This is a genomic window from Bosea sp. 29B, from assembly GCF_902506165.1.
Taxonomy (GTDB): Bacteria; Pseudomonadota; Alphaproteobacteria; order Rhizobiales; family Beijerinckiaceae; genus Allobosea.
In genome coordinates, this window is record NZ_LR733817.1 from 5,683,379 (window position 1) to 5,710,182 (window position 26,804).

Below are 26,804 nucleotides of genomic sequence, written 5' to 3' on the forward strand. Positions count from 1 at the left end.
GATGGTCGGGACCAGCCCGACCATGACGAAGAAGGTATCCGTTGCGCCCGAAGGCGCTTCTCACATCGTCGCGCCGATCTGCCAGGGCACGAACTCGGCATCGCCATAGCCCATCTCTTCGGACTTCGACTTCTCGCCCGAGGCGATCTTCAGCAGGTAATCGAAGATCTCCTTGCCCTTCTCCTCCAGCGTCACGCCGTCGAGGACATCGCCGCAATTGAGGTCCATGTCGTCGGTCTGCTTCAGATACATCGGCGTGTTGGTTGCGAGCTTGACCGAGGGCGTCGGCTTGCAGCCATAGGCCGAGCCGCGGCCGGTGGTGAAGGCGAGGATGTTGGCGCCGCCGGCGACCTGCCCCGTCGCCGAAACAGGATCGTAGCCGGGCGTGTCCATGTAGACGAAGCCCTTGCTCCGCACCGGCTCGGCATAGTGGTAGACCGCGGCCAGCGTCTTGGTGCCGCCCTTGGCGGCGGCGCCGAGCGACTTTTCCAGGATAGTGGTCAAACCACCCGCCTTGTTGCCCGGCGAGGGGTTGTTGTTCATGCTCATCCGGGCGCGCTCGGTGTAGTCCTCCCACCACTTGATGATGCCGACGAGCTTCTCGCCGACCTCGCGGGTGGCGGCGCGGCGGGTGAGCAGGTGCTCGGCACCGTAGATTTCCGGCGTCTCGGAGAGAATCGCGGTACCGCCATGCTCGACCAGGAGGTCGACCGCCTTGCCGAGCGCCGGATTGGCGGTGATGCCGGAATAGCCGTCCGAGCCGCCGCACTGCAAAGCGAGCATCAGTTCGGACGCCGGCACGGTCTCGCGCTTGGCCTGGTTGGCGATCGGCAGCATCACCTTCAGCGCCTCGATCCCGGCCGCGACGGCCTTCCGGGTCCCGCCGGTTTCCTGGATGGTCAGCGTCCGGAAGACGTCGCTCTCCTCGACGCCATAGGCTTCCTTCATCCGCTTGATCTGGAAGCCCTCGCAGCCGAGGCCGACGACCAGCACCGCCGCCATGTTCGGGTTGCAGGCATAGCCCCAGGTGGTGCGCTTCAGCACCTCGAAGCTCTCGCCATTGTAGTCGATGCCGCAGCCGGTACCGTGCGTCAGCGCGATGACGCCGTCGACATTGGGATAATCGGCGAGGATGCCCGAGCGCTTGACCTCCTCGGCCATGAAGCGCGCGGCCGAGGCCGAGCAGTTCACCGAGGTCAGGATGCCGACATAGTTGCGCGTGCCGGCATTGCCGGCCTTGCGGCGAAAGCCCTCGAAGGTCGCCCGCTGCTCGACCGGCAGCACAAACTCCGTCTTCGCCTCGGCGGCATAGGCATAGTCGCGCTCGAAGGCGTGGAAGCCGGTATTGTGCTCATGCACCCATTCGCCGGGCGGGATGTCGAGCGTGGCGAAGCCGATGATCTGCCCGAACTTGCGGATCGGCTCGTCCTTGGCGATCCGGGTCAGCGCGATCTTGTGGCCGCGCGGGATACGCTTCAGCGCGGTGACCCCGGCTGCGCTGACACCGATATCGATCGGATCGACGGCGACCGCGACGTTGTCGGCGGCATTGAGCTTCAGCGTGCGCGGCGGAACGGCTTTGTCGAGCATGATGATACCTTGGGATCGGCGGCTCCCCCGCCTCCCCTAAGCAATGCTCTGATTGCGGCCTTTTTTCAATCGGTTGAAACTAGGAGCTGAGTTGCGGCCCGCGCCGGGCAGGCAAGTGCCGCTAGCGCTCGACCGAAACGTCCAGCCGCATCGCCGGATGGATGCCGCAATAGAGCTCGTAGCGCCCCGGCCGCGCGAAGGGCAGCGTCACAGACTGGCCCGGCTCCTGCGCGCCGGAATTGAATTTCTGCGGCCCGGTGTCGAGGCGGACATTATGGGTGCGGACATCGTCGTTGACGATCGTCAGGCTCTGCCCGGCATGCACGCGAACGGCCGAGGGCTGGAACAGCTTGTCCTTCTGCGAGATCACCGTGCCTTCGCGCGCGGCCGGCGGAGCGGCAGGTCCCGCCGCGACCAAGGGCGCCGGCACCGGCGGGTTCTCGCTCGATAAGGTCGCGAGAAAGGCGAGCAGCGCTGTCCGCTCCGGCTCCGTCAGTGTCACCCGCTTGAGGTCGGGCGACAGGCTCGGGCGCTGGATGACGCCATGGTCGTAGTGGTCGAGCACCGCGTCTAGCGTCGCCAGCGAGCCGTCATGCATATAGGGCGCGGTCCAGGCGAGCTCCCGTAGCGACGGTGTCTGGAAGGCATGGTCAGCCGCCGGAAGGCCGATGAGCTTGCCGCGGCCCAGGTCATTGCCGGGGAGGCCGATATCGTGGAAGGCCCGGTCGGTGAAGGCCCAGCCGGAATGGCAGTTGCTGCAGCCGGCCTTGCCGTTGAAGAGCGCGAAACCGGCCTTCTCCTCGGCAGTCAGCGCCGCCTCATTGCCCTCCGCCCAGGCATCGAAGCGCGTCTTCGGCGAGACCAGGCTGCGGACATGGGTCGCGAGCGCGGCGGCAATCTGGTCCGGGCCGACCTGTGGATGCTCGGGAAACGCCTCGGCGAAGGCCTTGCGATAGGAGCGGTCACGCCCGAGCTTGCCGGCGAGGCGGGGCAGGCTCTCGCCCATTTCGAGCGGGTCTTCGATCGGCCCGCGCACCTGCTCTTCGAGCGTGCGCGCCCGTCCATCCCAGAAAAAGGCGGCACCCCAGGCGAGGTTCCACAGATGCGGCGTGTGCCGGACGAGCGGCTTCTTCGCGACGCCGCGGCCGATCTGCACGCCATCCGTGAAACCAAGGGCCGGATCATGGCAGCTCGTGCAGGCGACCGTGCCATTCACCGACAGGGCGGGATCGGCGAAAAGCCGTTTGCCGAGCGCGAGCTTGGCCGGCGTCGGCGGATTGGCCTCGGGAAACGGCACGCCATCCGGGCGACGATAGAGCGCCTTCAAGGCTGCTAGGGCCGCCTCGCCTGCCCCCGGCGCCTGTTCCTGCGCCTGCGAGCCACCGGTCAGCGCGAGCGCCGCCGCCAGCATGCCGGCGAGGAACGCCTTGGGCAGCGACGGCGACCGCTTCGTATCGATCGGGGTGACGATGGCCAAGGCTTTTCGCCTCAGCGCAGGAAGTTCCCGGCCTGCAGCTCGACGCGGGCAATGTCGGAGAGAACGTCACTGGCGTCCTTGACCGGCTTCTTCGGCGCCACGGCAGCCGGCCAGGCCTTCTTGAGATTCGCGAGCGCGCCGCGGATTTCCTTGAGCGCCTCGGCATCCTTGGCCTGGAGATCACCTGCGACCGCCTCGACCATCGCCTCGGCCTGCCAGACGAAGCCGCGCGAGTCCTGGTACTCCACCGCCTTGGCGATACGGCCCTTCTCGATCGCATTGCCATATTCGTCGGCCGCGACCTTCAGCGTCTCCAGCGCGGTCTCGACCGAGAAGCGCGCCCAGTTCTGCTCCGCTGCCCGCAGGCCGACATCGGCCTCGGCGAGCCGCTCCTGCACCTGCTTGAGCGCGCCGTCATAGGCCTCCTTCTTCTTGGCCTTGACCGTCTGCGCCAGCGCCTTCAGCGCCGCCTCGAAGGAACGAACCTTGTAGGTGGCAAGATCGCCCTTGATGCCGCCATAAATCTCTTCGGCAGGATGCAGGAAATGCGGCAGCGCCTCGCCGAATCGGCCCTGGCGCACCAACTCGTCGCCGACCAGCAGATGGCCGCGGATCAGGGCAATGGAGCGTGCGAATTTCAGGTTCGGGGCGAGCGCATCGGCCTTGCCACCTTCACCACCCTCTCCGCCTTCGCCACCCTGCCCCTTGGCAGGCGTCGCCGGCGCGCCATGGCTGCCGGCCGCATGCTGCGCCAGCTGGATACCGTCGCCTTGACGCAAGCCGGGAGCCGCCGCGACCTGGCCCAGATCGGCGCCCGCCAGGCCTGTGCCAGCGGCGATCACGGTGCCGAGGCCGAGCCAGAGTTTGCTGGTGGTCTTCATCGCGGCCTCCTGTCATCGGGCCGGCACAACTTGGCCCGCAAAATCGTCGCAGCGGCATGAGCCCGAATTCCCGGGCAGTCAAGGAAAGAGGTCAGATCGAAAGCTTGATTATAGTTGTTCTAAAGAGACTTAAGCCGAACTCTGAAGGTGCTCGCGATGGACAGCGCCTGTACCGCCACCGCATGATGAGCGAGCTCTTGTGAAGGTCCCGTCATGATCCTGCCGATCGGCAATGTCCTCACCCCTGCCGAAGTCGACGAGGCCCGCGCCGAGCTCGCCGCGATCCGCTTCGAGGATGGAAGCGGCACCGCCGGCTGGAACGCGAAGCTGGTCAAGAACAACCGCCAGGCGGTGCTGGGCGCACGCAGCGAGGCGCTCAGGCAGAAGCTCGCCGAGCGCATCCTCGCCAATGAGGTCTTCGCCGCCGCCGTGCGGCCGAAGGCGCTGACGCCTTTGCTGTTCAGCCGCTACGAGCCCGGCCACGCCTATGGCAGCCATGTCGACGATGCGCTGATGGGCGGCCTACGCACCGATATCTCCTTCACCCTCTTCCTCGCCGCGCCCGAGAGCTATGAGGGCGGCGAACTGGTGATCGAAGGAACCTCCGGCGACGAGCGGATCAAGCTGCCGGCCGGCTCGCTGATCGCCTACCCCTCGACGAGCCTCCACCATGTCGCGCCGGTGACGGCGGGCGAGCGCCTCGCCGCAGTCGGCTGGGCTCGCAGCTTCATCCGCGATGGCGGCCAGCGCGAGATTCTGTTCGACCTCGACCGCACCCGGCGGGCCCTGTTCACGCGCGAAGGCAAGACCGCCGAGTTCGACCTCTTGTCAAAATCGCTCGCCAACCTGATCCGGATGTGGGCGGAAGACTGAGGCATCAGCGCCCAGGTCACCTCCTCCCGCGTTCGTTCGAACGCCATAGAACGAACTGCACGCAATGCGCGCTTGCAGCGAGTGCTCGACGGGCGCAGGCTGCCGATCGGACGGGATATGCCCGTCTCATGTGAGCGGAGAGACATCCGTGCACACCGCCGATCGCTCGCAGGCGCCACTGATGCCGCTGGTCCTGGCATATCTTCGGCACAGGATGGGGCTCCTCATGGCCTCGCTCAGGCCGCGCCACCGCGCCCGGGACATCGCGGCGCTGACCTCGCGGGACAGCGCGCCGCCGGGCGGCTAGCCCAGCCGCAGCTCCCGCACCACCTGCTCGACGATCGCCTCCCTGCTCGCCTCGACCTGGACGACGAGCGGCTTCTCGTCGGCGCCCGGCTCCTCCAGAGTCGCGAACTGGCTGTCGAGCAGGGCCGGCGGCATGAAATGGTGCTGGCGGGCGGCCATGCGCTGGCCGATCAGTTCGCGCGAGCCCTTGAGATAGACCAGCGTCACGTCCGGCCGATGTCCCACGATCACATCGCGATAGGCCTTCTTCAGCGCCGAGCAGGTGACGATGCCGTTGCCGCCGCTGGTGCGCAGATCGTCGATCCAGGCCGCGATCGCTGCCAGCCAAGGCTTGCGGTCCTCGTCGGTCAGCGGAATGCTGGCCGACATCTTCGCGACATTCTCCGGCGGATGGAATGAGTCGGCATCGCGGAACGGCCAGCCGAGCCGCTCGGCCAGCCGCTCGCCGAGCGAGGTCTTGCCCGAGCTCGCCACACCCATCACGACGATCACCGCCGATTTCCCGGCGCCATTGGCAGAGGTCATGCTCGCTCAGCCCTGCTTCTTCGGCTCGACATGGCCGCCGAAGCCGGCACGCATGGCGGAGAGGATCTTCTCGGCGAAGGTATGGTCCTTGCGCGAGCGGAAGCGGGTGTAGAGCGAGGAGGTCAGCACTTCGGCCGGCGTCGCGGTCTCGATCGCCGCCTGCACCGTCCAGCGCCCCTCGCCCGAATCCGAGACATGGCCGGAATAGGCGCCGAGTTCCTCGTCGGCCGCGAGTGCCTCGGCGGTCAGGTCGAGCAGCCAGGAGGTCACGACCGAGCCGCGCCGCCAGACCTCGGCGATCTCCGCGACGTCGAAGTCGAAGCCGTATTCTTCCGGCAAGCCGTCCTTGGCCGAGGCGTTGCGCAGGAGGTCGAAGCCCTCGGCGAAGGCCTGCATCATCCCGTACTCGATGCCGTTATGGATCATCTTGACGAAATGGCCGGCACCCGCCGGGCCGCAATGCAGATAGCCCTGCTCGGCCGTCGGATTGCGCCCCTCGCGATGCCTGGTCGGCTCGATCCCGCCCTTGCCCGGCGCGAGCGCCTGGAAGATCGGCTCCAGCCGGTCGAAGGTCGCCTTGTCGCCGCCGATCATCAGGCAATAGCCGCGATCGAGCCCGTGCACGCCGCCGGACGTGCCGATGTCGAGATAGTGCAGGCCCTTGGCTTCGAGCTCGCGCCCGCGCCGGACATCGTCCTTCCAGAAGGCGTTGCCGCCATCGATCAGCGTGTCGCCGGGGCTCATCATCGCCGCGAGGTCAGCGAGCGTCGTCTCGGTGATCTCGCCGGCCGGCAGCATGATCCAGATCGCGCGCGGCGCCTGAAGCTTCGCCACCATCTCCTTGAGATCGCCGACATTGACGGCGCCGTCCTTCGCCAGCGCCTCGCCCGGCTTCGGATCGCGGTCATAGACCACGCATTGGTGCCCTGCGCGGTGCAGCCGCCGGACGATATTGGCTCCCATGCGGCCGAGGCCGACCACTCCAAGCTGCATAGCGAACGCTCCTGCTGCCGGCAGAGAGCCGGCTTTAGCGATGCTAAATGCCCCGATGGCAGCCGGCCGGCAAGCGTTGGCCGACCGGCACGCTAGCTGCATCGTGTTGTCCGGGCGCTCTGGCGGTCGAGCGAAAGCTTGCCTAAACCGCCCCGACGCCTTCTGTTTTGAAGGCACGGATATCCACAGCGAAGGCAGGCAAAGGGAGCGTTATGGCGGCGGAGGGTTTCTCTCAGGATCTGGTTCAGGCCGTCGGGCTTCTGGGCGCCGGCGTCATCGCGGTGCCGATCTTCCGGAAGCTCAAGCTCGGCTCTGTGCTCGGCTATTTCGCCGGTGGCCTCGTCATCGGCCCCTCCGGCATCGGCCTGTTCTCCAATCCCGAAAGCGTGCTCCACGTCGCCGAGTTCGGGGTCGTCATGTTCCTGTTCATCATCGGGCTGGAGATGCAGCCCTCGCGACTCTGGAACCTGCGCGGCGAGATCTTCGGCCTCGGCGTCGCCCAGGTCGGGCTCTGCGGCGCGCTGCTGACCGGGGTCGGCGTTCTCGCCGGCCTTCCGCCCGCAGCCGCCTTCATCGCCGGCATGGGCTTCGTTTTGTCCTCCACCGCGGTCGTGATGCAGATGCTGAACGAACGCGGCGAAGCCTCGACGCCGCAGGGCCAGCAGGCGGTCTCGATCCTCTTGCTCGAGGATCTCGCCATCGTCCCCTTGCTCGCCGTCGTCGCCGTTCTGGCCCCGTCCAAGGCGGCGGACAGCGGCGGGATCATGCCGCTGCTGATCGGCGCGGGCTCGCTCGTCGGCCTCGTCGTCGCCGGTAAATGGCTGCTCAACCCGATGTTCCGGTTGCTTGCCAACGCGCAGGCCCGCGAGGTGATGACCGGCGCGGCGCTGCTGGTCGTGCTCGGTTCGGCGCTGGCGATGCAGCTCGGTGGCCTGTCGATGGCGATGGGGGCCTTCCTCGCCGGCGTGCTCTTGTCGGAATCGACCTTCCGCCATCAGCTCGAAGCCGATATCGAGCCCTTCCGCGGCCTTCTCCTCGGCATGTTCTTCCTCGCCGTCGGCATGTCGCTCGACCTCAAGCTGATCGGCCAGGAATGGCGGGCAGTCGCGCTCGGCGTCGCCGCCTTCATGCTGGTCAAGGCGGCCGGCATCTTCATCGTCGCCAAGCTGTTTCGCACCCGCACGCGCAATGCGATCACCCGCGTCGCGCTGTTCTCGCAGGGCGGCGAGTTCGCCTTCGTGCTCTACAGCGCCGCCGCGGCCGCCGGCATTTTCGACGCGCGCATCAATGCCATCGCCAGCGCGATCGTGATCCTGTCGATGGCGCTGACGCCACTGGTCGTGCTCGCCATCGACCGCTTCATGCCGCCTGAGCAGGAATCGCTGGACGGCGTCGAACATGCCGAGGGCCTGAAGGGCCGCATCCTCGTCGTCGGCTTCGGCCGCTTCGGCCAGGTCGCGAGCCAGGCTTTGCTCGCCCGTGGCTGCAGCATCTCGCTGATCGAGACCGATGTGGAGATGATCCAGGCCGCCGCCACCTTCGGCTTCAAGGTCTATTACGGCGACGGCACCCGGGCCGACATCCTGCACGCCTCGGGCGCCCATCAGGCCGAGGCGATCCTGGTCTGCGTCGAGAAGCGCGAGACGGCCAATGCGATCGTGCGCGTCGCGCAGGCCGAATTCCCGCATGCCAAATTGTTCGTGCGCGCCTTCGACCGCGGCCATTCGATGGACCTGATCCGCGCCGGCGTCGACTACCAGATCCGTGAGACCTTCGAATCCGCCATGGTCTTCGGCGGCGAGGTCTTGCGCGCACTTGGCGTGCCGGAGGAGGAAGCTGCCGAGATCGTCGAGGATGTCCGCCGTCGCGATGCCGAGCGCCTCGATCTCCAAGTCGCGAGCGACATCCATGCCGGCCAGGACCTGGTCCATGGCAACCAGCCGACCCCGGCCCCGCTGACCAAGCCGAAGGCCACAGGTACAGTCATGGGCGACCTGCCAGACGCAGCCGGCGCCAGACCGTAAGGCCCGGCGCCGACCTCTGTCAGGGAAACATCAGCGGCAGCGGCTCGGCCTGCCAGGTGGGCTCAACCGCGAGCAGCCTGACATCGGCCGAAGCAAGCCCATCGCCAACGGCCTCGGCAGCGAAGCGCTCGGCGCTGGCCGGATCTGGAAAGCCGACCGCGATGACGACATTGCCCGGCTCCACCCGGTCGCGGGCGACGAAGCTCAGCTTCGCCCGCCCGTTCAGCCCGAGCCGGCCGACCCGCGCGAGCAGGGCCTCGCGCAGATCCTCGCGCCCCGCCGCGATCTCACAGAGGACGAGCGCCTCCATGGCGCTCAACCATTGCGGAAGGTGTAGCTATAGCCGTTGATCGCGGGCACGCCGCCGAGATGGGCATAGAGCACCTTCGAGCCGGCCGGGAAGAAGCCCTTCTTCACCAGGTCGATCATGCCCTGCATCGATTTCCCCTCATAGACGGGGTCGGTCATCATCCCTTCGAGCCGGGCCGACAGGCGGATCGCCTCGATCGTCTCCTTCGAGGGCACGCCATAGACCGGATAGGCGTAGTCTTCGTTGAGGACGATATCGTCCGCAGTGATCTGTTTGCCGCCGACCAGCTCGGAGGTCTTCTGGGCAATGTCGAGCACCTGCGCCCTGGTCTGCGCCGGCGTGAACGAGGCGTCGATGCCGATGACCTTGCGCTGGCGGCCGTCCTTGGCGAAGCCGACGACCATGCCGGCATGGGTCGAGCCGGTGACGGTGCAGACGACGATGTAATCGAACTTGAAGCCGAGCTCTTCCTCCTGCGCCCTCACCTCCTCGGCGAAACCGACATAGCCGAGCCCGCCGAACTTGTGCACGGAGGCGCCGGCCGGGATCGCATAGGGCTTGCCGCCCTTGGCCTTCACATCCGCCAGAGCCTTTTCCCAGCTCGCGCGGATGCCGATGTCGAAGCCCTCGTCGACCAGCTCGACATGGGCGCCCATCACCCGTGACAGCAGGATGTTGCCGACGCGGTCATAGACGGCGTCCTCATGCGGCACCCAGCTCTCCTGCACGAGGCGGCACTTCATGCCGATCTTGGCGGCGGTCGCCGCGACCATGCGGGTGTGGTTCGACTGGACTCCGCCGATCGAGACCAGTGTGTCGGCGCCGGACGCGATCGCATCCGGGATGATGTATTCGAGCTTGCGCAGCTTGTTGCCGCCGAAGGCGAGGCCGGAGTTGCAGTCCTCGCGCTTGGCATAGAGCGCGACGCCACCGCCGAGATGGGCGGACAAGCGCGAGAGCTTCTCGATCGGCGACGGCCCGAAGGTCAGCGGGTAGCGTTCGAACTTGGCGAGCATGGCGGGTTTCCCTTCTGAAATGGCCCGCAAACGCTAGCAAAACGCCCCTGAAAGGTGCTCCCGAACTTGGCTTCAGATTTTCTCTCTGCTTTCGCCAAAACTACAATCTGCTAGCTTCTAACGACATCATTGGTAGATAAAACGGAAGAATCATTCATGGAGGCAGAACTCGACCGGACCGACCTCAGAATCCTGCGTTTGCTGCAGGCCGATGGGCGCATGGGCAATGCCGAGATCGCCAAACGGGTGAACACCAGCGCCGCCACCTGCCATCGCCGCATCCAGCGCCTGTTCGCGGAAGGCTACGTCACCGGCGTGCGGGCGCAAATCGATCCGCACAAGGTCGAGAAGGGCACGCTCGCCATCGTCGGCGTGGTGCTCGACCGCTCGACGCCGGAAAGCTTCGGCCTGTTCGAAGAGGCGGTGAAGCAGCTCCCCGTCGTACTCGACTGCCACATCGTCGCCGGCGATTTCGACTATTTCCTCAAGATCCGCGTGCGCGATCTCGCCGACTTCAACAAGCTCCACGCCAAGACGCTGCTGGCGCTGCCCGGCGTGCGCCAGACCCGCACCTTCTTCGTGATGAAGGAGGTCATCGACAACGCGCCGCTGGAGTTTTGAGACGGCGCACCCTCAAAAAAAAGTTTCGCCGACCGCATTGACTTAGAGTGCACTCGAACTCGTAGCTTCCCGGGCGTCGTGATGAGAAGGCGGCCATGAAGATCGGTGAACTCGCCCGGCGATCGGGACTATCGGCCCATACGATCCGCTATTACGAGCGGATCGGGCTGCTGCCCTATGCCGACAGGGACCGGTCACGCCAGCGCGACTACGACGCCTCGATCCTGACCTGGATCGACTTCCTCGGCCGGCTCAAGACCACCGGCATGCCGATCCGCGAGATGCTGCGTTATGCGGCGTTGCGCGAAACGGGGGCCGGTACGGAAGCCGATCGTCGTAGTTTGCTGGAACGGCACCGCGAGCAGGTTCGCGTTCGCGTCGCCGAACTCGAAGCCTGCCTTCTCGTCCTCGACACCAAGATCGCCGGCTATGCCGACATCGAGAAGAGGATCGAAGACCATGACGCACATCAACGCACACGCCGACACCAGCCGGCTGGAGCGCGGCCGGCGGGCTCTCGCTGAGATCGACGGCGAAGCCGGCCACAGGGTGATCGCGGCGCTCGCCGACATCGCCCCCGATTTCGCAAACTACGTATTCGAGTTCTCGTTCGGAGACATCTATTCGCGGCCGGGGCTCGACCTGCGCTCCCGCGAGATCGCGACGATCGCGGCGCTGACCGCGATGGGCAACGCCCAGCCGCAGCTCAAGGTGCATATCGAGGCCGGGCTGAACGTCGGCTTGTCGCGCCAGGAGATCACCGAGGTCATGATCCAGATGGCGGTCTATGCCGGCTTCCCGGCAGCGCTGAACGGGCTGTTCGCGGCGAAGGAGGTCTTCGCGGCGCGTGACCTCGCTGCTTGAGCCGAGGCTGCATCGGACCCGCTGACTCCGAGTCAGCGGGTCAGACCTCCGTCATGCTCGCCCTTGTCATGCTCGCCCTTGTGGCGAGCATCCACGTCTTGAACACAGCGCTGCGCGAAGAAAGACATGGATGGTCGGGACAAGCCTGACCATGACGGAAGGCGATTCCGCTCCAGCGCCTTGGCCGCTAGACCTGAATCAATCTCTGAACCTGCGCCCCATCGAGCTCCGCCATCGGCCCGGCCAGCACCACCTCGCCGCGGTCCATCACGAACATCGTGTCGGCGAGGTCGCGGGCGAAGTCGAAATACTGTTCGACCAGCACGATCGCCATGTCGCCGCGCTGGCGCAGATAGTCGATGGCGCGGCCGATATCCTTGATGATCGAGGGCTGGATGCCCTCGGTCGGCTCGTCGAGAACCAGCAATTTGGGTCGGGTGACCAGCGCTCGCGCGATGGCGAGTTGCTGTTGCTGACCGCCCGAGAGGTCTCCACCGCGCCGGCCCAGCATGGACTTCAGCACAGGGAATAGGTTGAAGAGCTCGTCCTGGATGTAGCGCTCCTTGCGCGGCAAGGGCGCGAAGCCGGTCTCCAGGTTCTCCTTGACGCTGAGCAGCGGGAAGACCTCGCGGCCCTGCGGCACGAAGCCGATGCCGGCGCGTGCCCGGTCCTCGGTGCGCAAGGTAGAGATGTCCTCACCGCCGAAACTGATCCTGCCGCCGCTGATCGGCTGCTGGCCGACGATGGCGCGCATCAGCGAGGTCTTGCCGACGCCGTTGCGGCCCATGACGCAGGTGACCTTGCCGATCTCGGCGGTTACCGAGACGCGTCGCAAGGCCTGGGCGGCACCGTAATGGAGGTCGATGGCTTCGACGTTCAGCATGAGCAGTTGTCCCGCCGCATGATCTGATCGGAGAACCGGTTTTCACGTGTCCAGATCATGCTAGCGCCCCAGATAGACTTCGACCACGCGCTCATTGGCACTAACCTGATCGAGGGGGCCCTCAGCCAGCACCGAGCCCTCGTGGAGTACCGTCACCTTCACGCCGAGCTCGCGGATGAAGCCCATGTCGTGCTCGACAACGATCACAGAGTGATCCCGGGCGATTTCCTTGAGCAGCACTGCCGTCTGCGCCGTCTCGCCATCGGTCATGCCGGCCGCCGGCTCGTCGACAAGGAGGAGCTTGGGATCCTGCGCCAGCAGCATGCCGATCTCGAGCCACTGCTTCTGCCCGTGCGAGAGCGAGCCGGCGAGCCGCTCGCGCTTGTCGGCGAGCTTGATGATGCCGAGGATGTCGTCGATCCGCTTCTGCTGGGGCTCTTCCGTCTGCCAGAACAGCGTCTTCAGCACTGTGCGCTTCGATTTCAGCGCCAGCAGGATGTTGTCCTCGATCGTGTGGAAGTCGAACACCGTCGGCTTCTGGAACTTGCGGCCGATGCCGAGATTGGCGATCGCGGCCTCGTCGAGCCGGGTCAGATCGACCGAGCCGCCGAACATCACGGTGCCCTCGTCCGGCCGGGTCTTGCCGGTGATGATGTCCATCATCGTCGTCTTGCCGGCGCCGTTCGGGCCGATGATGGCGCGCATCTCACCAGGCTCGATCGTGAGCGACAGACCACGGATCGCCTTGAAGCCGTCAAAGGAGACGCTGACGCCGTCGAGATAAAGCAAGGAAGAGGTCAGCGCGCCGGGTGCGGGAGCGTTCATATCAGTTACTCCGCCGGCGCCGGTTCGGCTGCTGGCACGGGCTCGCGCCGTTTGCGGCTCTCCCACCAGCCCTGCGCGGTGCCGAGAATGCCCTTCGGCATGAACAGCGTGACGAAGACGAAGAGCGCGCCCAGCGCGAACAGCCAGTACGGCGCCATGAAGCCGGAGGTGAACATCGTCTTGGCCCAGTTGACGACGACGGCCCCGAGCGCCGCGCCGACCAGCGAGCCGCGCCCGCCGACCGCGACCCAGATCACGGTCTCGATCGAATTGGCCGGGGCGAATTCGCTGGGATTGATGATACCGACCTGCGGCACGTAGAGCGCGCCGGCGATACCGGCCATGCAGGCCGAAACCGTGAAGACGAAGAGCTTGAAGCGGTCGACCCGGTAGCCAAGGAAGCGCGTGCGCGATTCCGCATCGCGGATCGCGATCACCACCTTGCCGAGCTTGGAGGTGACGATGCCCCGCGCGATCAGGAAGCCGGCGGCCAGCATCGTGCAGGTCATGGCGAACAGCGCCGCGCGCGTCCCTTGCGCCTGCACGTTGAAGCCGAGAATGTCCTTGAAATCGGTCAGGCCGTTATTGCCGCCGAAACCCATGTCATTGCGGAAGAAGGCGAGCAGCAGCGCATAGGTCAGCGCCTGCGTGATGATCGAGAGATAGACGCCGGTGACGCGGCTGCGGAAGGCGAACCAGCCGAAGACGAAGGCAAGCAGGCCGGGGACCAGCAGCACCATCAGCATCGCGAAGGGGAAGGAGGAGAAGCCGTACCAGTACCAGGGCAATTCCCCCCAGTTCAGGAAGACCATGAAATCGGGCAGGACCGGATTGCCGTAGACGCCGCGCGAACCGATCTGGCGCATCAAGTACATACCCATCGCATAGCCGCCGAGCGCGAAGAAGGCGCCGTGGCCGAGCGAGAGGATGCCGCAATAGCCCCAGACCAGGTCGAGCGAGATCGCCAGCAGCGCGTAGCAGAGATATTTGCCCCAGAGCGACATGGTCGCGGTCGAGACATGGAAGGGCGAGCCGGCCGGCATCAGCAGGTTCGCCAGCGGCACCAGCAAGCCGATCGCGGCGATGAGGGCGAGGAAGACGAGGCCGCGCCTGTCCATGTTCGAGAGGAGGAAGCGGGTGATCATGCTTCCACCGCCCTGCCCTTCAGCGCGAACAGGCCGCGCGGGCGTTTCTGGATGAACAGGATGATGAAAACGAGCAGCGCGATCTTGCCGAGCACGGCGCCCGCATAGGGTTCGAGTAGCTTGTTGGCGACGCCGAGGCTCATCGCGCTGATCAGCGTGCCCCAGAGATTGCCGACGCCGCCGAAGACCACGACCATGAAGCTGTCGATGATATAGCTCTGGCCGAGATTGGGGCTGACATTGTCGATCTGCGAGAGCGCGACGCCTGCAAGGCCCGCGACGCCTGAGCCGAGGCCGAAGGTCAGCGCATCGATCCGGCCGGTGCGGATGCCCATCGCCGAAGCCATGCGCCGGTTCTGGGTGACAGCCCGCATCTGCAGGCCCATCGGCGTCAGCTTCAGGATCGCCAACAGTGCCGCAAAGACGAGAGCGGCGAAGACGATGATCCAGAGCCGGTTCCAGGTGATAGCGAGACCACCGAGCTCGAAGGCGCCGGACATGAAGGCTGGCGCGCCGACCTCGCGATTGGTCGGGCCGAAGGCGGTGCGCACCGCCTGCTGCAGGATCAGGCTGATGCCCCAGGTCGCCAGCAGCGTCTCCAGCGGCCGGCCATAGAGGAAGCGGATGACGCCGCGCTCGATCGCGATGCCGACCGCGCCGGCGACGATGAAGGCGGCCGGGATCGCGATCGCCAGCGACCAGTCGAACAGCCCCGGAAAGCGCGACCGGATCACCTCCTGCACGATGAAGGTGGTGTAGGCGCCGAGCATGACCATTTCGCCATGGGCCATGTTGATTACGCCCATCACGCCGAAGGTGATGGCAAGGCCGATGGCGGCGAGCAGCAGCACCGAGCCGAGCGAGAGCCCGTACCAGAGGTTCTGCCCGGCCCGCCACAGGGCGAGCTTGCCCTCGATGTCGGAGATGGCGCGCGCCTGCGCGTCCTTGAGGCCGGGCGTGGCGTCGCCCGGCAGGGCCCGCAGGGTCGCCAGCGCATCCTGGTCACCGCGCTCGCGCAGCACATCGACGGCGGCGATGCGGTCGAAGGGCGGAGCATCGGTCTTCACGATCAGGATCGCAGCCTGCGCCTCGCGCAGCGCCCGGCGCGCCCGGTCATTGCTTTCCTTGGCGATGGCGGCTTCGAGGGCGGGGAGCACCGATACGTCGCGGGCCCGGAACACCGCCTCGGCCGCAGCGACGCGCCTGGCCGGATCGGGATTGATCAGCCCGAGCCCGCCGAGCGCGCCCTGGATCACCCGCCGCACATTGTTGTTGAGCCTGACCGCCTTGACACCGGCCGGCTCGGCAGCGAGCGCCTGTCCCGTCTTCGCGTCAAGGAAGCCGCCCTCCTTCGTCTTCACCGCCACCGCGCCGCCGCCGGCCAGAAGCCGGCCATCGGCCAGCGCCTCGATGATCACGGCCGCGTTCGGATGCGCGCTCTGGACGAGGATGTCGATGGCGCGCGCCGTGTCCGAGAAGCTGTCGGCGTTGAGGCGGGTGAAGGCATCGTCGCCGCTCTGTGCGAGCGCGATGGCCGGCGCAAAGGCAAGCGTCATCGCGAGCGCAAGCATGCGCAGGAGGCTGGGAAGGATCCGCATGTCTCGCTTCGATTGGCTGGTCGGCTGTACGCATGCCGCCGGCCGATCCGGCGGCATGCTCAGGCGATTTCGAAGGGCGGCCGGGCTTTCCGACCGTGCCGCCCTTCCCCCTCTTAACTCAGGCGCCGCCGCCGCATTTGCCGGTCTTGACGTTGAAGTTGCCGCACTTCTTCTCGACCCAGTCGCCGACCAGGTCCTTGGAGCCATCGAGCTCCTTCGACCAGGCATCGCCGGCGACGAGACCGGTCTTCGACACGACGTCGAACTGGCCGTCGGCCTTGATCTCGCCGATCAGCACCGGCTTGGTGATGTGGTGGTTCGGCAGCATCTTCGAGACACCGCCGGTCAGGTTCGGCGCCTCGACGCCGGGCAGCGCGTCGATGACCTTGTCGGGATCGAAGCTCTTGGCCTTCTCGACAGCCTTCACCCACATGGCGAAGCCGATGACATGGGCTTCCATCGGATCGTTGGTGACGGCCTTGTCGTTCTTCTTGTAGGCCTTCCACTGCTTGATGAAGGCTTCGTTCTCCGGCGTCTTGACCGACTGGAAGTAGTTCCAGGCGGCGAGGTGGCCGAGCAGCGGCTTGGTGTCGATGCCGGCGAGCTCTTCTTCACCGACCGAGAAGGCCACGACCGGAATGTCGGTCGCCTTGATGCCCTGGTTGCCGAGCTCCTTGTAGAAGGGAACGTTGGCGTCGCCGTTGATGGTCGAGACCACGGCGGTCTTCTTGCCGGCCGTGCCGAACTTCTTGATGTCGGAGACGATGGTCTGCCAATCGGAATGGCCGAACGGCGTGTAGTTGATCAGGATGTCCTCCTTCTTCACGCCCTTGGCGAGAAGATAGGCCTCCAGGATCTTGTTGGTGGTGCGCGGATAGACGTAGTCGGTGCCGGCCAGAACCCAGCGCTCGACCTTCTCCTCCTTGGCGAGATAATCGACGGCCGGAATCGCCTGCTGGTTCGGCGCTGCGCCGGTATAGAAGACGTTGCGCTCGCTTTCCTCGCCCTCGTACTGGACGGGGTAGAACAGGATCGAGTTCAGCTCCTTGAACACCGGGAGCACCGACTTACGCGAGACCGAGGTCCAGCAGCCGAACACGGCCGCGACCTTGTCCTTGACGATCAGCTCGCGCGCCTTCTCGGCGAAGAGCGGCCAGTTCGAGGCCGGGTCGACCACCACCGCCTCGAGCTTCTTGCCGAGCACGCCGCCCTTCTTGTTCTGCTCCTCGATGAGCATGAGCATGACGTCCTTCAGCGTCGTCTCCGAGATCGCCATCGTGCCGGAGAGCGAGTGCAGGATGCCGACCTTGATGGTCTCTTGCGCCGCCGCCGGCAGCAGCGAGGAGAGAACCGTGGCGCCTGCGAAGGCGGCGCCGATGACCGTGCGACGAGTGAGTTTCACTGCGATGTCCCCTGAGGTCCCTGTTGACCACGCCCTTGCCGGGCGCCAGCTGCCGTTCCGGCTGGCAGGGAAGTTCGCAAGCGGCATGCCAACCCGGTTCAAGGGCATATCGACACCGCAACAAGGCGTGTTCACGGCAGCTTTTGGAGCGATTTCCTGCCAGCGAGACGCCCCTCCACGCAAACATCATGTGCGGCGGCGGCAGATGACTATTCAGCGGGCAAGTTGGTCGCTCAGAAAATAGGCAACATTGCCACACTCTCGTCCAATGCCTGTTTTCACTGCAGTTATGTGACCTGTGATCCGCCGAATCTTTGCCATTTACGCCGGCGACGGAATCACCCTAGCCTCCTCTTGTCGGTAACAACTGAAAGGAGGTGATCCAGTGTCTCATTGTCATCAACCGCTGTCGCGGGGGGCGCATGGCCTGGACTCGTCCCATGAGGGGTTCGGTTGCGCGTGAGTTTCCGTGACGCTTAGCCCTGTTACCGGGGCTGCGGTTCGGCAATGGAAGGGCTGCCCGCAAGGGCAGCCCTTCTCCGTTTCGGATGGCAGTTCTGCACAGGCCGTTCTGGCGCCCTTGGCCACGGCATGGCAGAAACCCTTCATGTCTTTTGCGCCCAGCAGCCGTTGACGAGGCCCGAGCCTTTGTCCCGTCCCGACGCCGACCTCTCCCGCGACGCTGTCCTCGCCTTCATCGAGGAAGAGCGCGCCGCCGGCCGCGAGCCCGGCCGGCGCGACATCGCCAAGGCCTTCCAGCTCGATGGCGGCGGCAAGATCTGGCTGAAGCGCCTGCTGCGCGAGCTCGAGCTGGAGGAGAATGGCGGCTCCGGCCCGGTCAAGCCGCATGCCGCCCTGCCCGCCGTCCTGCTTTGCGAGATCAAGACGCGCGACCGCGAGGGCGACCTGATCGCCGCCCCGCTCGAATGGAACGAGGCCGACCAGGGCGAGGCGCCGAAGATCCTGCTCGAACGCCAGCGCGAATTCCGCCGCCAGCCGAAGACCCCGGCTGCGGCCGCCCCCGGCGTCGGCGACCATGTCCTGCTCAAGCTGACGAAGCTGCGCGGCGTCGAGGGCTATCAATGGTCCGGCCGCACCCTCAAGGTGATGGGCAAGGCCAAGGCGCAGGTGCTCGGCATCTTCCGCGCCCTCCCCGACGGCTCCGGCCGGCTCGTGCCCGTCGACAAGAAGGCGCAGGGGCGCGAGGCGCTGATTCCGAAGGGGCAGACCGGCAACGCGGAGGATGGCGACCTCGTCTCGGTCTCTCTTGCCCGCGAAAGCCGGTTCGGCCCGCCGCAGGCCAGGGTGCGCGAGCGCCTCGGCTCACTGAAATCGGAGCGCGCGGTCTCGCTGATCGCGATCCACGCCCATGGCATCCCGAACGAATTCCAGCCGGCGACGATCGCGGAATCGGAAGCGGCAAAACCCGCCACGCTCGCCGGCCGCGAGGATTGGCGCGCTTTACCGCTGATCACCATCGATCCGGCCGACGCCAAGGATCATGACGACGCGGTCCATGCCGCGCCGGACGATGATCCGGACAACCCCGGCGGCCACATCGTCACCGTCGCAATCGCCGACGTCGCCTCCTATGTACGCCCCGGCTCGGCGCTCGATCGCGAGGCGCTGGAGCGCGGCAACTCGGTCTATTTCCCCGACCGCGTCGTGCCGATGCTGCCGGAGCGCATCTCGAACGATCTCTGCTCGCTGCGCGGTGGCGAGGACCGCCCTGCCCTTGCCGTTCGCCTGATCCTCAAGGCCGACGGTTCCAAGAAGAGCCACAGCTTCCACCGCATCATGATGCGCTCGGCGGCGAAGCTCTCCTACCAGCAGGCCCAGGCCGCGATCGACGGCAAGCCGGACGACGTCGCCGCCCCGATCCGCGACAGCATCCTGATGCCGCTCTGGGCGGCCTATGGCTCGGCCGCCCGCGCCCGCGACGCCCGCCAGCCGCTCGATCTCGATCTGCCCGAGCGCAAGCTCGTCCTCGATGCCAATGGCAAGGTCACCCGCGTGATCGTGCCCGAGCGGCTCGCCGCGCACCGGCTGATCGAGGAGTTCATGATCCTCGCCAACGTCGCCGCCGCCGAGACGCTGGAGAAGGCGAAGAGCCCGCTCATCTACCGCTGCCATGACGAGCCCTCGCTCGAGAAGATGCGGGCGCTCGGCGAGGTCCTGGCCTCGATCGGCATCAAACTTCCCAAGGACGCGGCGCTGCGGCCGGTGCTGTTCAACCGCATCCTCGCCATGATCAGGGGCTCGGAGAACGAGCTCCTGATGAACGAGGTCGTGCTGCGCACCCAGGCGCAGGCCGAATATGTCGCCGAGAATTACGGGCATTTCGGCCTGAACCTGCGCCGCTACGCCCATTTCACCTCGCCGATCCGCCGCTATGCCGACCTGATCGTGCACCGTGCTCTAGTCACGGCGCTGAAGCTCGGCGATGACGGCCTGCCGAAATCGACCTCGCTCGCCGAATTGCGCGAGGTCGCGACCCGGATCTCGGCGGCGGAGCGGCGCGCCATGGCGGCCGAGCGCGAGACCACCGACCGGCTGATCGCGCATTTCCTCGCCGACCAGATCGGTTCGAGCTTCGACGGGCGCATTGCCGGCCTCAACCGCGCCGGCCTCTTCGTCAAGCTCGACGGCACCGGCGCCGATGGCTTCATCCCGGCCTCGACACTGGGCGCCGACTATTATCGCCATGACGAGCGCGCCCACGCACTGGTCGGCGATCGCACCGGCGAAAGCTGGCGCCTGGGCGACCGTGTCCATGTCAAACTGGTCGAAGCGGCGCCGGTCGCAGGAGCACTTCGCTTCGAGTTGCTCACAGAGGGCAGGCCCGCGACATCCGACCGCTCTGGCAAAAGGTCACGGCCTGCTTTACCTATGGGGCGAAAGCAGGGCCGCCCCCCGCCCAAACGATCGGGCCGCAAGCGCTGACGCCCCGCATTAACGAAGACATCCCATGTCCATACATTGTCACCAACCCAAGCCGGTCCAGGCTCGCGACTGGCGTCAGGCTATGCGTCGCGGCCTCTTCGGTCGCTGCCCGCATTGCGGCGAAGGCAGGCTGTTTCGCGCCTTCCTGAAGCCGGTCGATTCCTGCGAGGCCTGCGGCGAGACCCTGCACCATCAGCGTGCCGACGATCTGCCGCCCTATATCGTCATCACCATCGTCGGCCATGTCATCGTCGGCGGCATCCTGCTGGCTGAGAAATACAGCGACTGGTCGATCGCGCTGCACCTCTGGGTCTGGCTGCCGCTGACCGTCTTCCTCAGCCTGGCACTGATGCAGCCGGCCAAGGGCGCGGTCATCGGCCTGCAATGGGCGCTGCGCATGCACGGCTTCGGCGGCGCCATGCCCAAGCCCGAGCGCCAGCCCGCCATGAAGGCAATCGGCGGCCGATGAGTGACCACACCATCACCCTGACCCAGGCCGAGCGGGCACGCACCAACGTCAACCTGCGCCCGCGTGACGCGGCGACCATGCTGATCCTCGATCATTCCGGGAAGAAGCCCAGGGTACTGATGGGCAAGCGCCATGCCGGCCACAAGTTCATGCCGGGCAAATACGTCTTCCCGGGCGGACGCATCGAAGCCGGTGACCGCCGCATGGCCGCGACCGGCGCTCTCGCCGGCCCCTGCGAGCAGCGCCTGCTCGCCCGCTGCGTGCGCCCGAGCCTGCAGCGCGGCCGGGCACTGGCGCTGGCGGCGATCCGTGAGACCTTCGAGGAGACCGGCCTGATCTTCGGCAGCGCCGAGTATGGCGCCCCTGAGAGCCCGCCCCAAGGCGTCTGGGCCGAGTTCGCGGCCAAGGGCGTCTTCCCCGACCTCGGCGCCATCACCTTCGTCGCCCGCGCCATCACGCCGCCGCGCCGGCCCAAGCGCTTCGACACCCGCTTCTTCGCCGTCGATGCCCGTGCCGTCGCCGGCAAGGTCGAGGGCGTGATCGGCCCCGATTCGGAGCTCGTCGACCTCGTCTCCGTCACCTTCGACGAAGCGCGCGAGCTCGACCTGCCGACCATCACCAAGGTGATCATCGCCGAGGTCGAGGAGCGCCTGAAGGCCGGATTCGCCCAGTATCTGCCGGTTCCGTTCTACTGGGAGAAGCGCGGCAGCTTCGTGCGCGAGTTGCTCTGACGCCGTCGGGCGGCGGAAAATCCGTATGCCCACCCGATATTCCTTGACTTGCCGACGCCGATACGGCATTCCCCGCCCATCGGATTGCCGGGCTCGCCCGGCCATTTTGTTTTCTGCGCGGGCCGACGGCGGCCCCATCTATTCGAGGGCTCCGCCATGGCCAAGGCCGTGACCATCAAAATCAAGCTCATCTCGACCGCGGACACCGGGTTCTTCTACGTGACCAAGAAGAACTCGCGTACCATGACCGAGAAGATGTCGAAGAAGAAGTACGACCCGGTCGCGCGCAAGCACGTCGAGTTCAAGGAAACCAAGATCAAGTGAGGCGATCCGCCTAATTGCTTGATTTGGTTTAGAAGAACCGCCCTCTCAGGGCGGTTTTTTTTCGTTCTGGGCGATTGCGTGGCGCCGGCCCGCTTGCGGTCCTGGCCGGAGATGCCTTCGGCTATCCAGTGGAGAGCCTCGGCAGAACAGCGCGCCGCTGACCAGCGGCGTGCTGGCGGCGAACGCTGGGCCGACGATCCGCGCCGGCAATGCCGCGAGGCCATTCAGAATAAGCCAGGGGCGCCCCAGCCCGTCGCTTGCGACGTCATCCTTCCCCGGCCGAGCGCTCTTTCAGCAGCTCGTTGAGGCGGTCCTGCTTCTCGTTGAGCAGGTCCGTCAATCTCTCCTCGCTCCCGGAGCCGGACACGGCGGTAGCCTGTTCCGTCAGGTCGGAAATTTGTCGACGCAGCAGCGCGATCAGATCGTCCAGCGCTTCGTGATTGCCGTTTTCCGCCATGGCTGCTGTCTCCATCCCTCTCGATGCCGAGCCGCGAGTGACCAGCGCGATGACCGCAAAGCGGAATCGTGGCTGCCATGCGATAACCCGGCAGCTCACAGATTTGCTCCATGGCGATGCAAATTCAATCGGCGCATTCGCGCCGGCGGCTCCCTCTTCAGAAGCGCATCTCGACGCGTCCCTTGAGGGCGTGGTCTCGGGAGCGCTCGCCGATTGCGGCGGAGTAGGTCAGGCCGAGTGCGGTGGCCGAGGAGATGCGCCAGTCGAGGCCGGCCTCGGCGGTGAGGGCGTCGCGGTCGATCCGTGCGGCGAAGACCGTGGCCGGCGTGGTGCCGGCGACGAAGGCGGTGCGCGCCTGCGGCGTCAGCTCGCCAAAACCGTGGCGCCAGCCGAGCATGGCCCGGGCGAACAGCGGCATCGCCCCAAGCTGCGCCTCGGCCCTTAAGCCCAGCGTGGTGAAGCCGAGCGTCTGGTCGGAAGAGAGCACGCGCAAGGCCGTAGCTCCGCCACGCTCGGTGCCGGCGTCCGTGCTGACGCGGATCAGCGCNCCGTCGCGCCGCTGCCGACGCTCACGCCGGCGATCGTGCCCGAGCCGCCGAGCGTGCCGCCATCCAGCGTGACAGTGCTCGCCAGCGAGCCATTCACCACCAGCTTGCCGGACGAGACCTTGGTCGACCCGGTATAAGTGTTCGTGCCGGTCAGCGTCAGCGTGCCCGTGCCGCGCTTGGTGACCCCGCCCGTGCCGGTGATCGTGCCGGAGAAGGTGGTCGATGAATTGTTCGCGCCCGCCGTCAGCGTCCCGCTCCCCAGCGTGACCGTGCCGGTGCCGGCGAGCGAGCCGATCGTCTGGCTGAAGCCGGCGAGATCGAGCGTCGCGCCTGATGCCACCGTGAAGGCCGAGTTCGACGAGAACGCGCCGGCGACGCCAGCCCGCAAGGTGCCGCCCGAAACCGTCGTCGTGCCGGAATAGCTGCTGGCGCCCTTGAGCACCAATGTGCCGGCACCGGTCTTCGAGAGCGAGCCCGTCCCCGAGAGGGACTGGTTCACGATGAAGCTGTTGCCGGCCTCGACGATGTCGAAGCCGCCGCCATTGCTGCCCAGGATGATGTTGCGGGCGAGCCCGTTCAGCGTCGTGCCCGTCACCTGCAGCACGCCGCCATCCAGCGTCAGCGCGCCCGAGGTGCTGCCGAGATTGCTGTCCTTGGAGATGCTGATCGCGCCGCCCGCGATCGTCGTCCCGCCCGAATAGGTGTTCTCCTGCGTCAGCGTCAGCGTCCCCGTGCCGACCTTCCTGATGCTGCCGGCGTCGTAGATCATGCCGGTGAAGGTGGTCGAGGCATTGGTCGCGCCGGTCTCCAGCGTCGAGCCGTTCTCGATCCGCAGCTGGCCGGCCCCGGCGATCGAGCCGGCGGTGACCGTGCCGAGCGTGTCGTTGACGTTGAGCAGCGCGCCTGCCGCGACGGTGTAGTCGGATGCCGCCGACATGGCCTGCGAGCGATCGATATAGAGCGTCCCGGCCGACACTGTGGTCGCGCCCGAATAGGTGCTGCTGCCCGACAGACTGAGCTGGCCAGTGCCGCTCTTGGTCAGCCCGCCCGTGCCCGAGATCGTGCCGCTATGGGCGAAGCTCACCCCGCTGTCGACCTCGATCCCGCCGCCGGCGCTGCCTAGCGTCACCGTGCGCGCGGAGGAGAAGCTGCTCGTCACCAGCAGCGTGCCGCCGTCCAGCGTCAGGCCGCCCGAGGCCGCGCCGAGATTGACGTCCGCCCCGACTGCGAGCTTGCCGCCTGTGATCGTCGTGCCGCCGGCATAGCTGTTGTTCCCGGTCAAGGTCAGCGTGCCCGAGCCGACCTTCCGCAAGCTGCCCCTGTCGGAGATCACCCCGCTGAAGATGGTCGAAGCGTTGGTCGCGCCGGCCTCCAGCGTCGAGTCCTGCTCGATCCGGATCGAGCCAGCACCTGCGATCGAGCCAGCCGTGACCGTGCCGACGCCGTCATTGATGTCGAGCAGCGCACCGGCGGCGATCGTATAGTCGGACGCCGCTGACAGGGCGCCGGCGCCGTTGATGTAGAGCGTGCCGGCCGACACCGTGGTCGCGCCGGAATAGGTGCTGCTGCCCGAGAGGATGAGCCAGCCATCGCCGCTCTTGATCAAGTCGCCAGTGCCCGAGATCGTGCCGCTATGGGAGAGGTTCTGGCCGCTCGCCACCTCGATCGTGCCGCCGGAGCTGCCCAGGGTCACCGCGCGCGCCGTACCGAAGCCGCTGGCGACCAGCGTGCCGCCATCCAGCGTCAGCCCGCCCGAAGCAGCGCCGAGATTGGCGTCGGTCGAGACCGAGAGCCTGCCGCCCGCGATGGTGGTGCCACCCATGTAGGTGTTGGTTCCAGAGAGCGCGAGCTCGCCGGCGCCGCTCTTGGTCAGGCCGCCGGAACCGGAGATCACGCCGCTCTGCGTGAAGGCCTGTCCGGCAGCGACCTCGATCGTGCCGCCGACATTCAATGTCATCGTCCGGGCCGAGACGAAGCTGCCGGTGACGAGCAGCGTGCCGCCGCCGAAGGTCAGGCTGCCCGACACGTCGCCGAGATTGCCATCGGACGAGACCGAGAGCGTGCCCGACGCGATCGTCGTGCCGCCGCCGTAGGTATTGGCGCCGGAGAGCACGAGCGTGCCGCCGCCGGATTTGGTGAGTCCGCCCGCTCCGGAGACCACGCCGCTCATGGTCAGGCTCTGGCCGGCATCGACCTCGACCGTGCCGGCGCTGATGAGATCGACCGTCCGCGCCGTGGAAAAACTCGCCGTCGCCTGCAGCGCGCCACCGTTCAGCGTGATGCCGCCTGCGGTGTCGCCGAGATTGCCGTCGGAGGAGACGGAGACCTTGCCCCCCGCGATCGTCGTGCCGCCGGCATAGCTGTTGGCGCCGGTCAGCGTCAGCGTGCCCGCACCGGTCTTGATCACAGCGCCGGCGCCGCTGACGACGCTGTCGACGGTGACATCGGTCGGCTGGGCGAAGCTCAGCGTACCGGCTTCGATCACGATGCCGCCGGTCAGGCCAGAGGTGGCGTTGCCGAAGGTCAGGCTGTTGCTGCCGCCAGTGAAGCGGATCGCCGCGGCACGGGTCACGCCATCGCCGGACAGCCCGCCTGCGATCGTGCCGTTGTTGGTGATCGACAGGTTCGAGCCGACGATGCCCGCGCCACCGGCGCCATAGGCGCCGTTCCAGGCGTTTATGCCAGCCCCGAGGCCTCGCGCGCCGCCATTGCCGCCCTGAACAGAGCCATTGACCATCAAGTTGGTCGTGGCGCTGCCGTCGGTGAACAGCAGGCCGGTTCCGCCCGAGCCGCCGGAACCGCCATAGTCGGCGGCGGAGTCGCCGCCCTTCCCGCCCTTCCCGCCCGTGATGGCGCCGGAGACGACGCCGTTCACGCCCGTCCCGGTGACCACCGCGCCATAACCGCCGGCGCCGCCGCCGCCGCCGCCGGTGGCAGCACCACCGTGGCCGCCGGCTCCGCCGTCGGAGCCGGTGCTGGACGTCGGCGGCAGCGCGGCGTCGACAGAGCCGTGAACACCGCCAGCTCCGCCACGGCCGACGGAGGGGCCGCTGCCGCTGATGCCGCCAGCGCCACCGGTGACAGCGCCTGCGCCGCCACCGCCGCCACCTGCATTGGGCACTGTGCCAACGCCGCCGGAGCCACCGACGCCGGTCGGGTTGTCGATCCCGGTGGTGCCGCCGTTATTGGCATTGCCGGCAGGGTTTCCACCGCGCCCGCCATCGGCCAACGCCGGAGGACCGGCCAGCAGCAAAGCCAGCACGAGCAAGGATGTCGACCTGGCCAATCCCGGCAGGCGGCCCCGCGACAGGCCGCGGGCTCGCACGGTCTTCGGACAGTTTGAATCGATCGGCAGCATTCGGAATCCCACCCCGGCGGGCGAGATTGCGTGGGTGCACGCGCAAGGCAATGAACAGCCGTTCACATCCCGCCAAATCGGCCCGGTGTGACACGGATGGTACAGCGGCAGCTCTGCCACGCGCCGCACCAATGCGTGTTGATGTGCAAGGTCTTGCCGATATCCAGCGATGTCCCATGCCGACGCGGCCATCGGCACCGGGAAGAGCCCATATGGCCCGAATGGTCCGCCGGCCGCTTCCCGTCAGAAGGCCGGTTTCGGCACGAACAGACAGATCGGCCGCTGCGAGGGTGCGATCACCGAGCCGGTCAGCATCCCGCCGCTGCGGCAGATGTGGAAGCGCCCGTCCTTCGAGACGCGCGTGCTCTGCTCGGCGACGAAATGCCCGTCATGGGTGAGGTACCCCCCCGGAACGATGCGCGGCTCGGGCTCGCGCGCATCGGCATCCAGCCCCATCGGCCAGCAATCGCGGTCGCTGCAGCAATCGTAAGGGTACCAGCTATGCGCGTGAACAGGCCCTCCGCCCCACGGCAGCAATGCGAGGCAGAGCGCCGATGCGGTGAGACGCATGGGTCGCTCCTTGGAGTCCGCTTGCCGATGAGGCCATGCCGGCCGGATCGGCGTCGGCTTTTGCAAAGATG

The 26,804-nt window shown here is 66.8% G+C and carries 24 protein-coding genes; 9 read left to right on the forward strand and 15 right to left on the reverse strand.

Annotated features, from left to right (window positions below):
• Nucleotides 1-60: 60 nt before the first annotated feature.
• From GV161_RS27520 to GV161_RS27530, 3 genes are all read right to left on the reverse strand, one after another.
• Complete coding sequence (locus GV161_RS27520; protein ID WP_152013899.1) at nt 61-1,590, reverse strand: altronate dehydratase family protein; 1,530 nt, start codon at nt 1,588-1,590, stop codon at nt 61-63.
• 121 nt (nt 1,591-1,711) lie between these two features.
• Complete coding sequence (locus tag GV161_RS27525) at nt 1,712-3,067, reverse strand: cytochrome c peroxidase (RefSeq protein WP_152013898.1); 1,356 nt, start codon at nt 3,065-3,067, stop codon at nt 1,712-1,714.
• An 11-nt stretch (nt 3,068-3,078) separates the two neighbouring features.
• Nucleotides 3,079-3,948: a hypothetical protein gene (locus tag GV161_RS27530; protein ID WP_152013897.1), complete on the reverse strand. Its 870-nt coding sequence runs from the start codon at nt 3,946-3,948 to the stop codon at nt 3,079-3,081.
• A 213-nt stretch (nt 3,949-4,161) separates the two neighbouring features.
• Between GV161_RS27530 and GV161_RS27535 the strand changes: the two genes are divergently transcribed.
• Nucleotides 4,162-4,821, forward strand: a complete 660-nt coding sequence (locus tag GV161_RS27535; RefSeq protein ID WP_152013896.1) for a Fe2+-dependent dioxygenase — start codon at nt 4,162-4,164, stop codon at nt 4,819-4,821.
• Nucleotides 4,822-5,124: 303 nt separating this feature from the next.
• On the opposite strand, the gene GV161_RS27540 is transcribed toward GV161_RS27535, so the two are convergent.
• Both GV161_RS27540 and gnd read right to left on the reverse strand, forming a co-directional pair.
• A complete protein-coding gene (locus GV161_RS27540) occupies nt 5,125-5,652 on the reverse strand; it encodes a gluconokinase (protein WP_244624004.1) in 528 nt (175 codons plus the stop codon).
• A 6-nt stretch (nt 5,653-5,658) separates the two neighbouring features.
• Nucleotides 5,659-6,645, reverse strand: coding sequence for a phosphogluconate dehydrogenase (NAD(+)-dependent, decarboxylating) (gnd, locus tag GV161_RS27545; protein WP_152013895.1), 987 nt, complete (start codon nt 6,643-6,645; stop codon nt 5,659-5,661).
• Nucleotides 6,646-6,857: 212 nt separating this feature from the next.
• On the opposite strand from gnd, the gene GV161_RS27550 reads away from it, so the two are divergent.
• Nucleotides 6,858-8,669 carry a monovalent cation:proton antiporter-2 (CPA2) family protein gene (locus GV161_RS27550; protein WP_152013894.1) on the forward strand — a complete coding sequence of 604 codons (1,812 nt, stop codon included), beginning with the start codon at nt 6,858-6,860 and terminating at the stop codon, nt 8,667-8,669.
• 19 nt (nt 8,670-8,688) lie between these two features.
• Here the strand turns inward: GV161_RS27550 and GV161_RS27555 are convergent, their stop codons facing one another.
• Together GV161_RS27555 and GV161_RS27560 are read right to left on the reverse strand one after the other, a co-directional pair.
• The gene (locus tag GV161_RS27555; RefSeq protein WP_152013893.1) at nt 8,689-8,979 is read right to left on the reverse strand and encodes a hypothetical protein; all 291 of its coding nucleotides are present in this window, start codon (nt 8,977-8,979) and stop codon (nt 8,689-8,691) included.
• Nucleotides 8,980-8,984: 5 nt separating this feature from the next.
• The gene (locus GV161_RS27560) at nt 8,985-9,995 is read right to left on the reverse strand and encodes a 1-aminocyclopropane-1-carboxylate deaminase (protein ID WP_152013892.1); all 1,011 of its coding nucleotides are present in this window, start codon (nt 9,993-9,995) and stop codon (nt 8,985-8,987) included.
• 156 nt (nt 9,996-10,151) lie between these two features.
• On the opposite strand from GV161_RS27560, the gene GV161_RS27565 reads away from it, so the two are divergent.
• From GV161_RS27565 to GV161_RS27575, 3 genes are all read left to right on the forward strand, one after another.
• Nucleotides 10,152-10,616, forward strand: coding sequence for an Lrp/AsnC ligand binding domain-containing protein (locus GV161_RS27565; protein ID WP_092161895.1), 465 nt, complete (start codon nt 10,152-10,154; stop codon nt 10,614-10,616).
• Between the two features lie 95 nt (nt 10,617-10,711).
• Nucleotides 10,712-11,140 (forward strand): MerR family transcriptional regulator, encoded by a 429-nt coding sequence (locus GV161_RS27570; RefSeq protein ID WP_152013891.1) that lies wholly within the window; start codon nt 10,712-10,714, stop codon nt 11,138-11,140.
• The gene (locus GV161_RS27575; protein ID WP_152013890.1) at nt 11,076-11,480 is read left to right on the forward strand and encodes a carboxymuconolactone decarboxylase family protein; all 405 of its coding nucleotides are present in this window, start codon (nt 11,076-11,078) and stop codon (nt 11,478-11,480) included. Before GV161_RS27570 ends, GV161_RS27575 begins: the two co-directional genes overlap by 65 nt.
• 187 nt (nt 11,481-11,667) lie before the next feature.
• Here GV161_RS27575 and urtE read toward each other — a convergent pair whose 3' ends face one another.
• From urtE to urtA, 5 genes are all read right to left on the reverse strand, one after another.
• On the reverse strand, nt 11,668-12,363 hold the full coding sequence (urtE, locus tag GV161_RS27580; RefSeq protein WP_152013889.1) for an urea ABC transporter ATP-binding subunit UrtE: 696 nt from the start codon (nt 12,361-12,363) through the stop codon (nt 11,668-11,670).
• Between the two features lie 60 nt (nt 12,364-12,423).
• Nucleotides 12,424-13,188 (reverse strand): urea ABC transporter ATP-binding protein UrtD, encoded by a 765-nt coding sequence (gene urtD, locus GV161_RS27585; RefSeq protein ID WP_152013888.1) that lies wholly within the window; start codon nt 13,186-13,188, stop codon nt 12,424-12,426.
• A gap of 5 nt (nt 13,189-13,193) precedes the next feature.
• A complete protein-coding gene (gene urtC / locus GV161_RS27590) occupies nt 13,194-14,333 on the reverse strand; it encodes an urea ABC transporter permease subunit UrtC (RefSeq protein WP_152013887.1) in 1,140 nt (379 codons plus the stop codon).
• On the reverse strand, nt 14,330-15,931 hold the full coding sequence (gene urtB / locus GV161_RS27595) for an urea ABC transporter permease subunit UrtB (RefSeq protein WP_244624003.1): 1,602 nt from the start codon (nt 15,929-15,931) through the stop codon (nt 14,330-14,332). Before urtB ends, urtC begins: the two co-directional genes overlap by 4 nt.
• Before the next feature lie 118 nt (nt 15,932-16,049).
• Nucleotides 16,050-17,309 carry an urea ABC transporter substrate-binding protein gene (gene urtA, locus GV161_RS27600; RefSeq protein ID WP_244624013.1) on the reverse strand — a complete coding sequence of 420 codons (1,260 nt, stop codon included), beginning with the start codon at nt 17,307-17,309 and terminating at the stop codon, nt 16,050-16,052.
• A gap of 615 nt (nt 17,310-17,924) precedes the next feature.
• Here urtA and rnr point away from each other — a divergent pair.
• The 4 genes from rnr to rpmG all read left to right on the forward strand — a co-directional run bounded on the left by rnr (nt 17,925) and on the right by rpmG (nt 21,800).
• The gene (gene rnr / locus GV161_RS27605; RefSeq protein ID WP_152013885.1) at nt 17,925-20,276 is read left to right on the forward strand and encodes a ribonuclease R; all 2,352 of its coding nucleotides are present in this window, start codon (nt 17,925-17,927) and stop codon (nt 20,274-20,276) included.
• A 25-nt stretch (nt 20,277-20,301) separates the two neighbouring features.
• A complete protein-coding gene (locus tag GV161_RS27610) occupies nt 20,302-20,745 on the forward strand; it encodes a DUF983 domain-containing protein (RefSeq protein ID WP_152013884.1) in 444 nt (147 codons plus the stop codon).
• On the forward strand, nt 20,742-21,476 hold the full coding sequence (locus GV161_RS27615; protein WP_152013883.1) for an NUDIX hydrolase: 735 nt from the start codon (nt 20,742-20,744) through the stop codon (nt 21,474-21,476). The genes GV161_RS27610 and GV161_RS27615 overlap by 4 nt, the downstream gene beginning before the upstream one ends.
• Nucleotides 21,477-21,632: 156 nt before the next feature.
• Complete coding sequence (gene rpmG / locus GV161_RS27620) at nt 21,633-21,800, forward strand: 50S ribosomal protein L33 (RefSeq protein ID WP_110489346.1); 168 nt, start codon at nt 21,633-21,635, stop codon at nt 21,798-21,800.
• A 265-nt stretch (nt 21,801-22,065) separates the two neighbouring features.
• Here the strand turns inward: rpmG and GV161_RS27625 are convergent, their stop codons facing one another.
• The 3 genes from GV161_RS27625 to GV161_RS27640 form a co-directional block, all read right to left on the reverse strand.
• Complete coding sequence (locus GV161_RS27625; protein ID WP_152013882.1) at nt 22,066-22,257, reverse strand: hypothetical protein; 192 nt, start codon at nt 22,255-22,257, stop codon at nt 22,066-22,068.
• Nucleotides 22,258-22,414: 157 nt separating this feature from the next.
• A partial coding sequence (locus GV161_RS27630; protein ID WP_210253497.1) for an autotransporter domain-containing protein occupies nt 22,415-22,804 on the reverse strand: 390 nt, incomplete at its 5' end.
• A gap of 3,602 nt (nt 22,805-26,406) precedes the next feature.
• Nucleotides 26,407-26,733, reverse strand: coding sequence for a hypothetical protein (locus GV161_RS27640; RefSeq protein ID WP_244623988.1), 327 nt, complete (start codon nt 26,731-26,733; stop codon nt 26,407-26,409).
• Nucleotides 26,734-26,804: the final 71 nt, after the last annotated feature.

Bases quoted from the DNA above. Each gene is read 5' to 3' on its own strand.
- GV161_RS27520 (WP_152013899.1), bottom strand. From the start codon at position 1,590: ATGCTCGACAAAGCCGTTCCGCCGCGCACGCTGAAGCTCAATGCCGCC.
- GV161_RS27530 (WP_152013897.1), bottom strand. From the start codon at position 3,948: ATGAAGACCACCAGCAAACTCTGGCTCGGCCTCGGCACCGTGATCGCC.
- GV161_RS27535 (WP_152013896.1), top strand. From the start codon at position 4,162: ATGATCCTGCCGATCGGCAATGTCCTCACCCCTGCCGAAGTCGACGAG.
- GV161_RS27540 (WP_244624004.1), bottom strand. From the start codon at position 5,652: ATGACCTCTGCCAATGGCGCCGGGAAATCGGCGGTGATCGTCGTGATG.
- gnd (WP_152013895.1), bottom strand. From the start codon at position 6,645: ATGCAGCTTGGAGTGGTCGGCCTCGGCCGCATGGGAGCCAATATCGTC.
- GV161_RS27550 (WP_152013894.1), top strand. From the start codon at position 6,858: ATGGCGGCGGAGGGTTTCTCTCAGGATCTGGTTCAGGCCGTCGGGCTT.
- GV161_RS27555 (WP_152013893.1), bottom strand. From the start codon at position 8,979: ATGGAGGCGCTCGTCCTCTGTGAGATCGCGGCGGGGCGCGAGGATCTG.
- GV161_RS27560 (WP_152013892.1), bottom strand. From the start codon at position 9,995: ATGCTCGCCAAGTTCGAACGCTACCCGCTGACCTTCGGGCCGTCGCCG.
- GV161_RS27565 (WP_092161895.1), top strand. From the start codon at position 10,152: ATGGAGGCAGAACTCGACCGGACCGACCTCAGAATCCTGCGTTTGCTG.
- GV161_RS27570 (WP_152013891.1), top strand. From the start codon at position 10,712: ATGAAGATCGGTGAACTCGCCCGGCGATCGGGACTATCGGCCCATACG.
- GV161_RS27575 (WP_152013890.1), top strand. From the start codon at position 11,076: ATGACGCACATCAACGCACACGCCGACACCAGCCGGCTGGAGCGCGGC.
- urtE (WP_152013889.1), bottom strand. From the start codon at position 12,363: ATGCTGAACGTCGAAGCCATCGACCTCCATTACGGTGCCGCCCAGGCC.
- urtD (WP_152013888.1), bottom strand. From the start codon at position 13,188: ATGAACGCTCCCGCACCCGGCGCGCTGACCTCTTCCTTGCTTTATCTC.
- urtC (WP_152013887.1), bottom strand. From the start codon at position 14,333: ATGATCACCCGCTTCCTCCTCTCGAACATGGACAGGCGCGGCCTCGTC.
- urtB (WP_244624003.1), bottom strand. From the start codon at position 15,931: ATGCGGATCCTTCCCAGCCTCCTGCGCATGCTTGCGCTCGCGATGACG.
- rnr (WP_152013885.1), top strand. From the start codon at position 17,925: ATGGCAGAAACCCTTCATGTCTTTTGCGCCCAGCAGCCGTTGACGAGG.
- GV161_RS27610 (WP_152013884.1), top strand. From the start codon at position 20,302: ATGTCCATACATTGTCACCAACCCAAGCCGGTCCAGGCTCGCGACTGG.
- GV161_RS27615 (WP_152013883.1), top strand. From the start codon at position 20,742: ATGAGTGACCACACCATCACCCTGACCCAGGCCGAGCGGGCACGCACC.
- rpmG (WP_110489346.1), top strand. From the start codon at position 21,633: ATGGCCAAGGCCGTGACCATCAAAATCAAGCTCATCTCGACCGCGGAC.
- GV161_RS27625 (WP_152013882.1), bottom strand. From the start codon at position 22,257: ATGGCGGAAAACGGCAATCACGAAGCGCTGGACGATCTGATCGCGCTG.
- GV161_RS27640 (WP_244623988.1), bottom strand. From the start codon at position 26,733: ATGCGTCTCACCGCATCGGCGCTCTGCCTCGCATTGCTGCCGTGGGGC.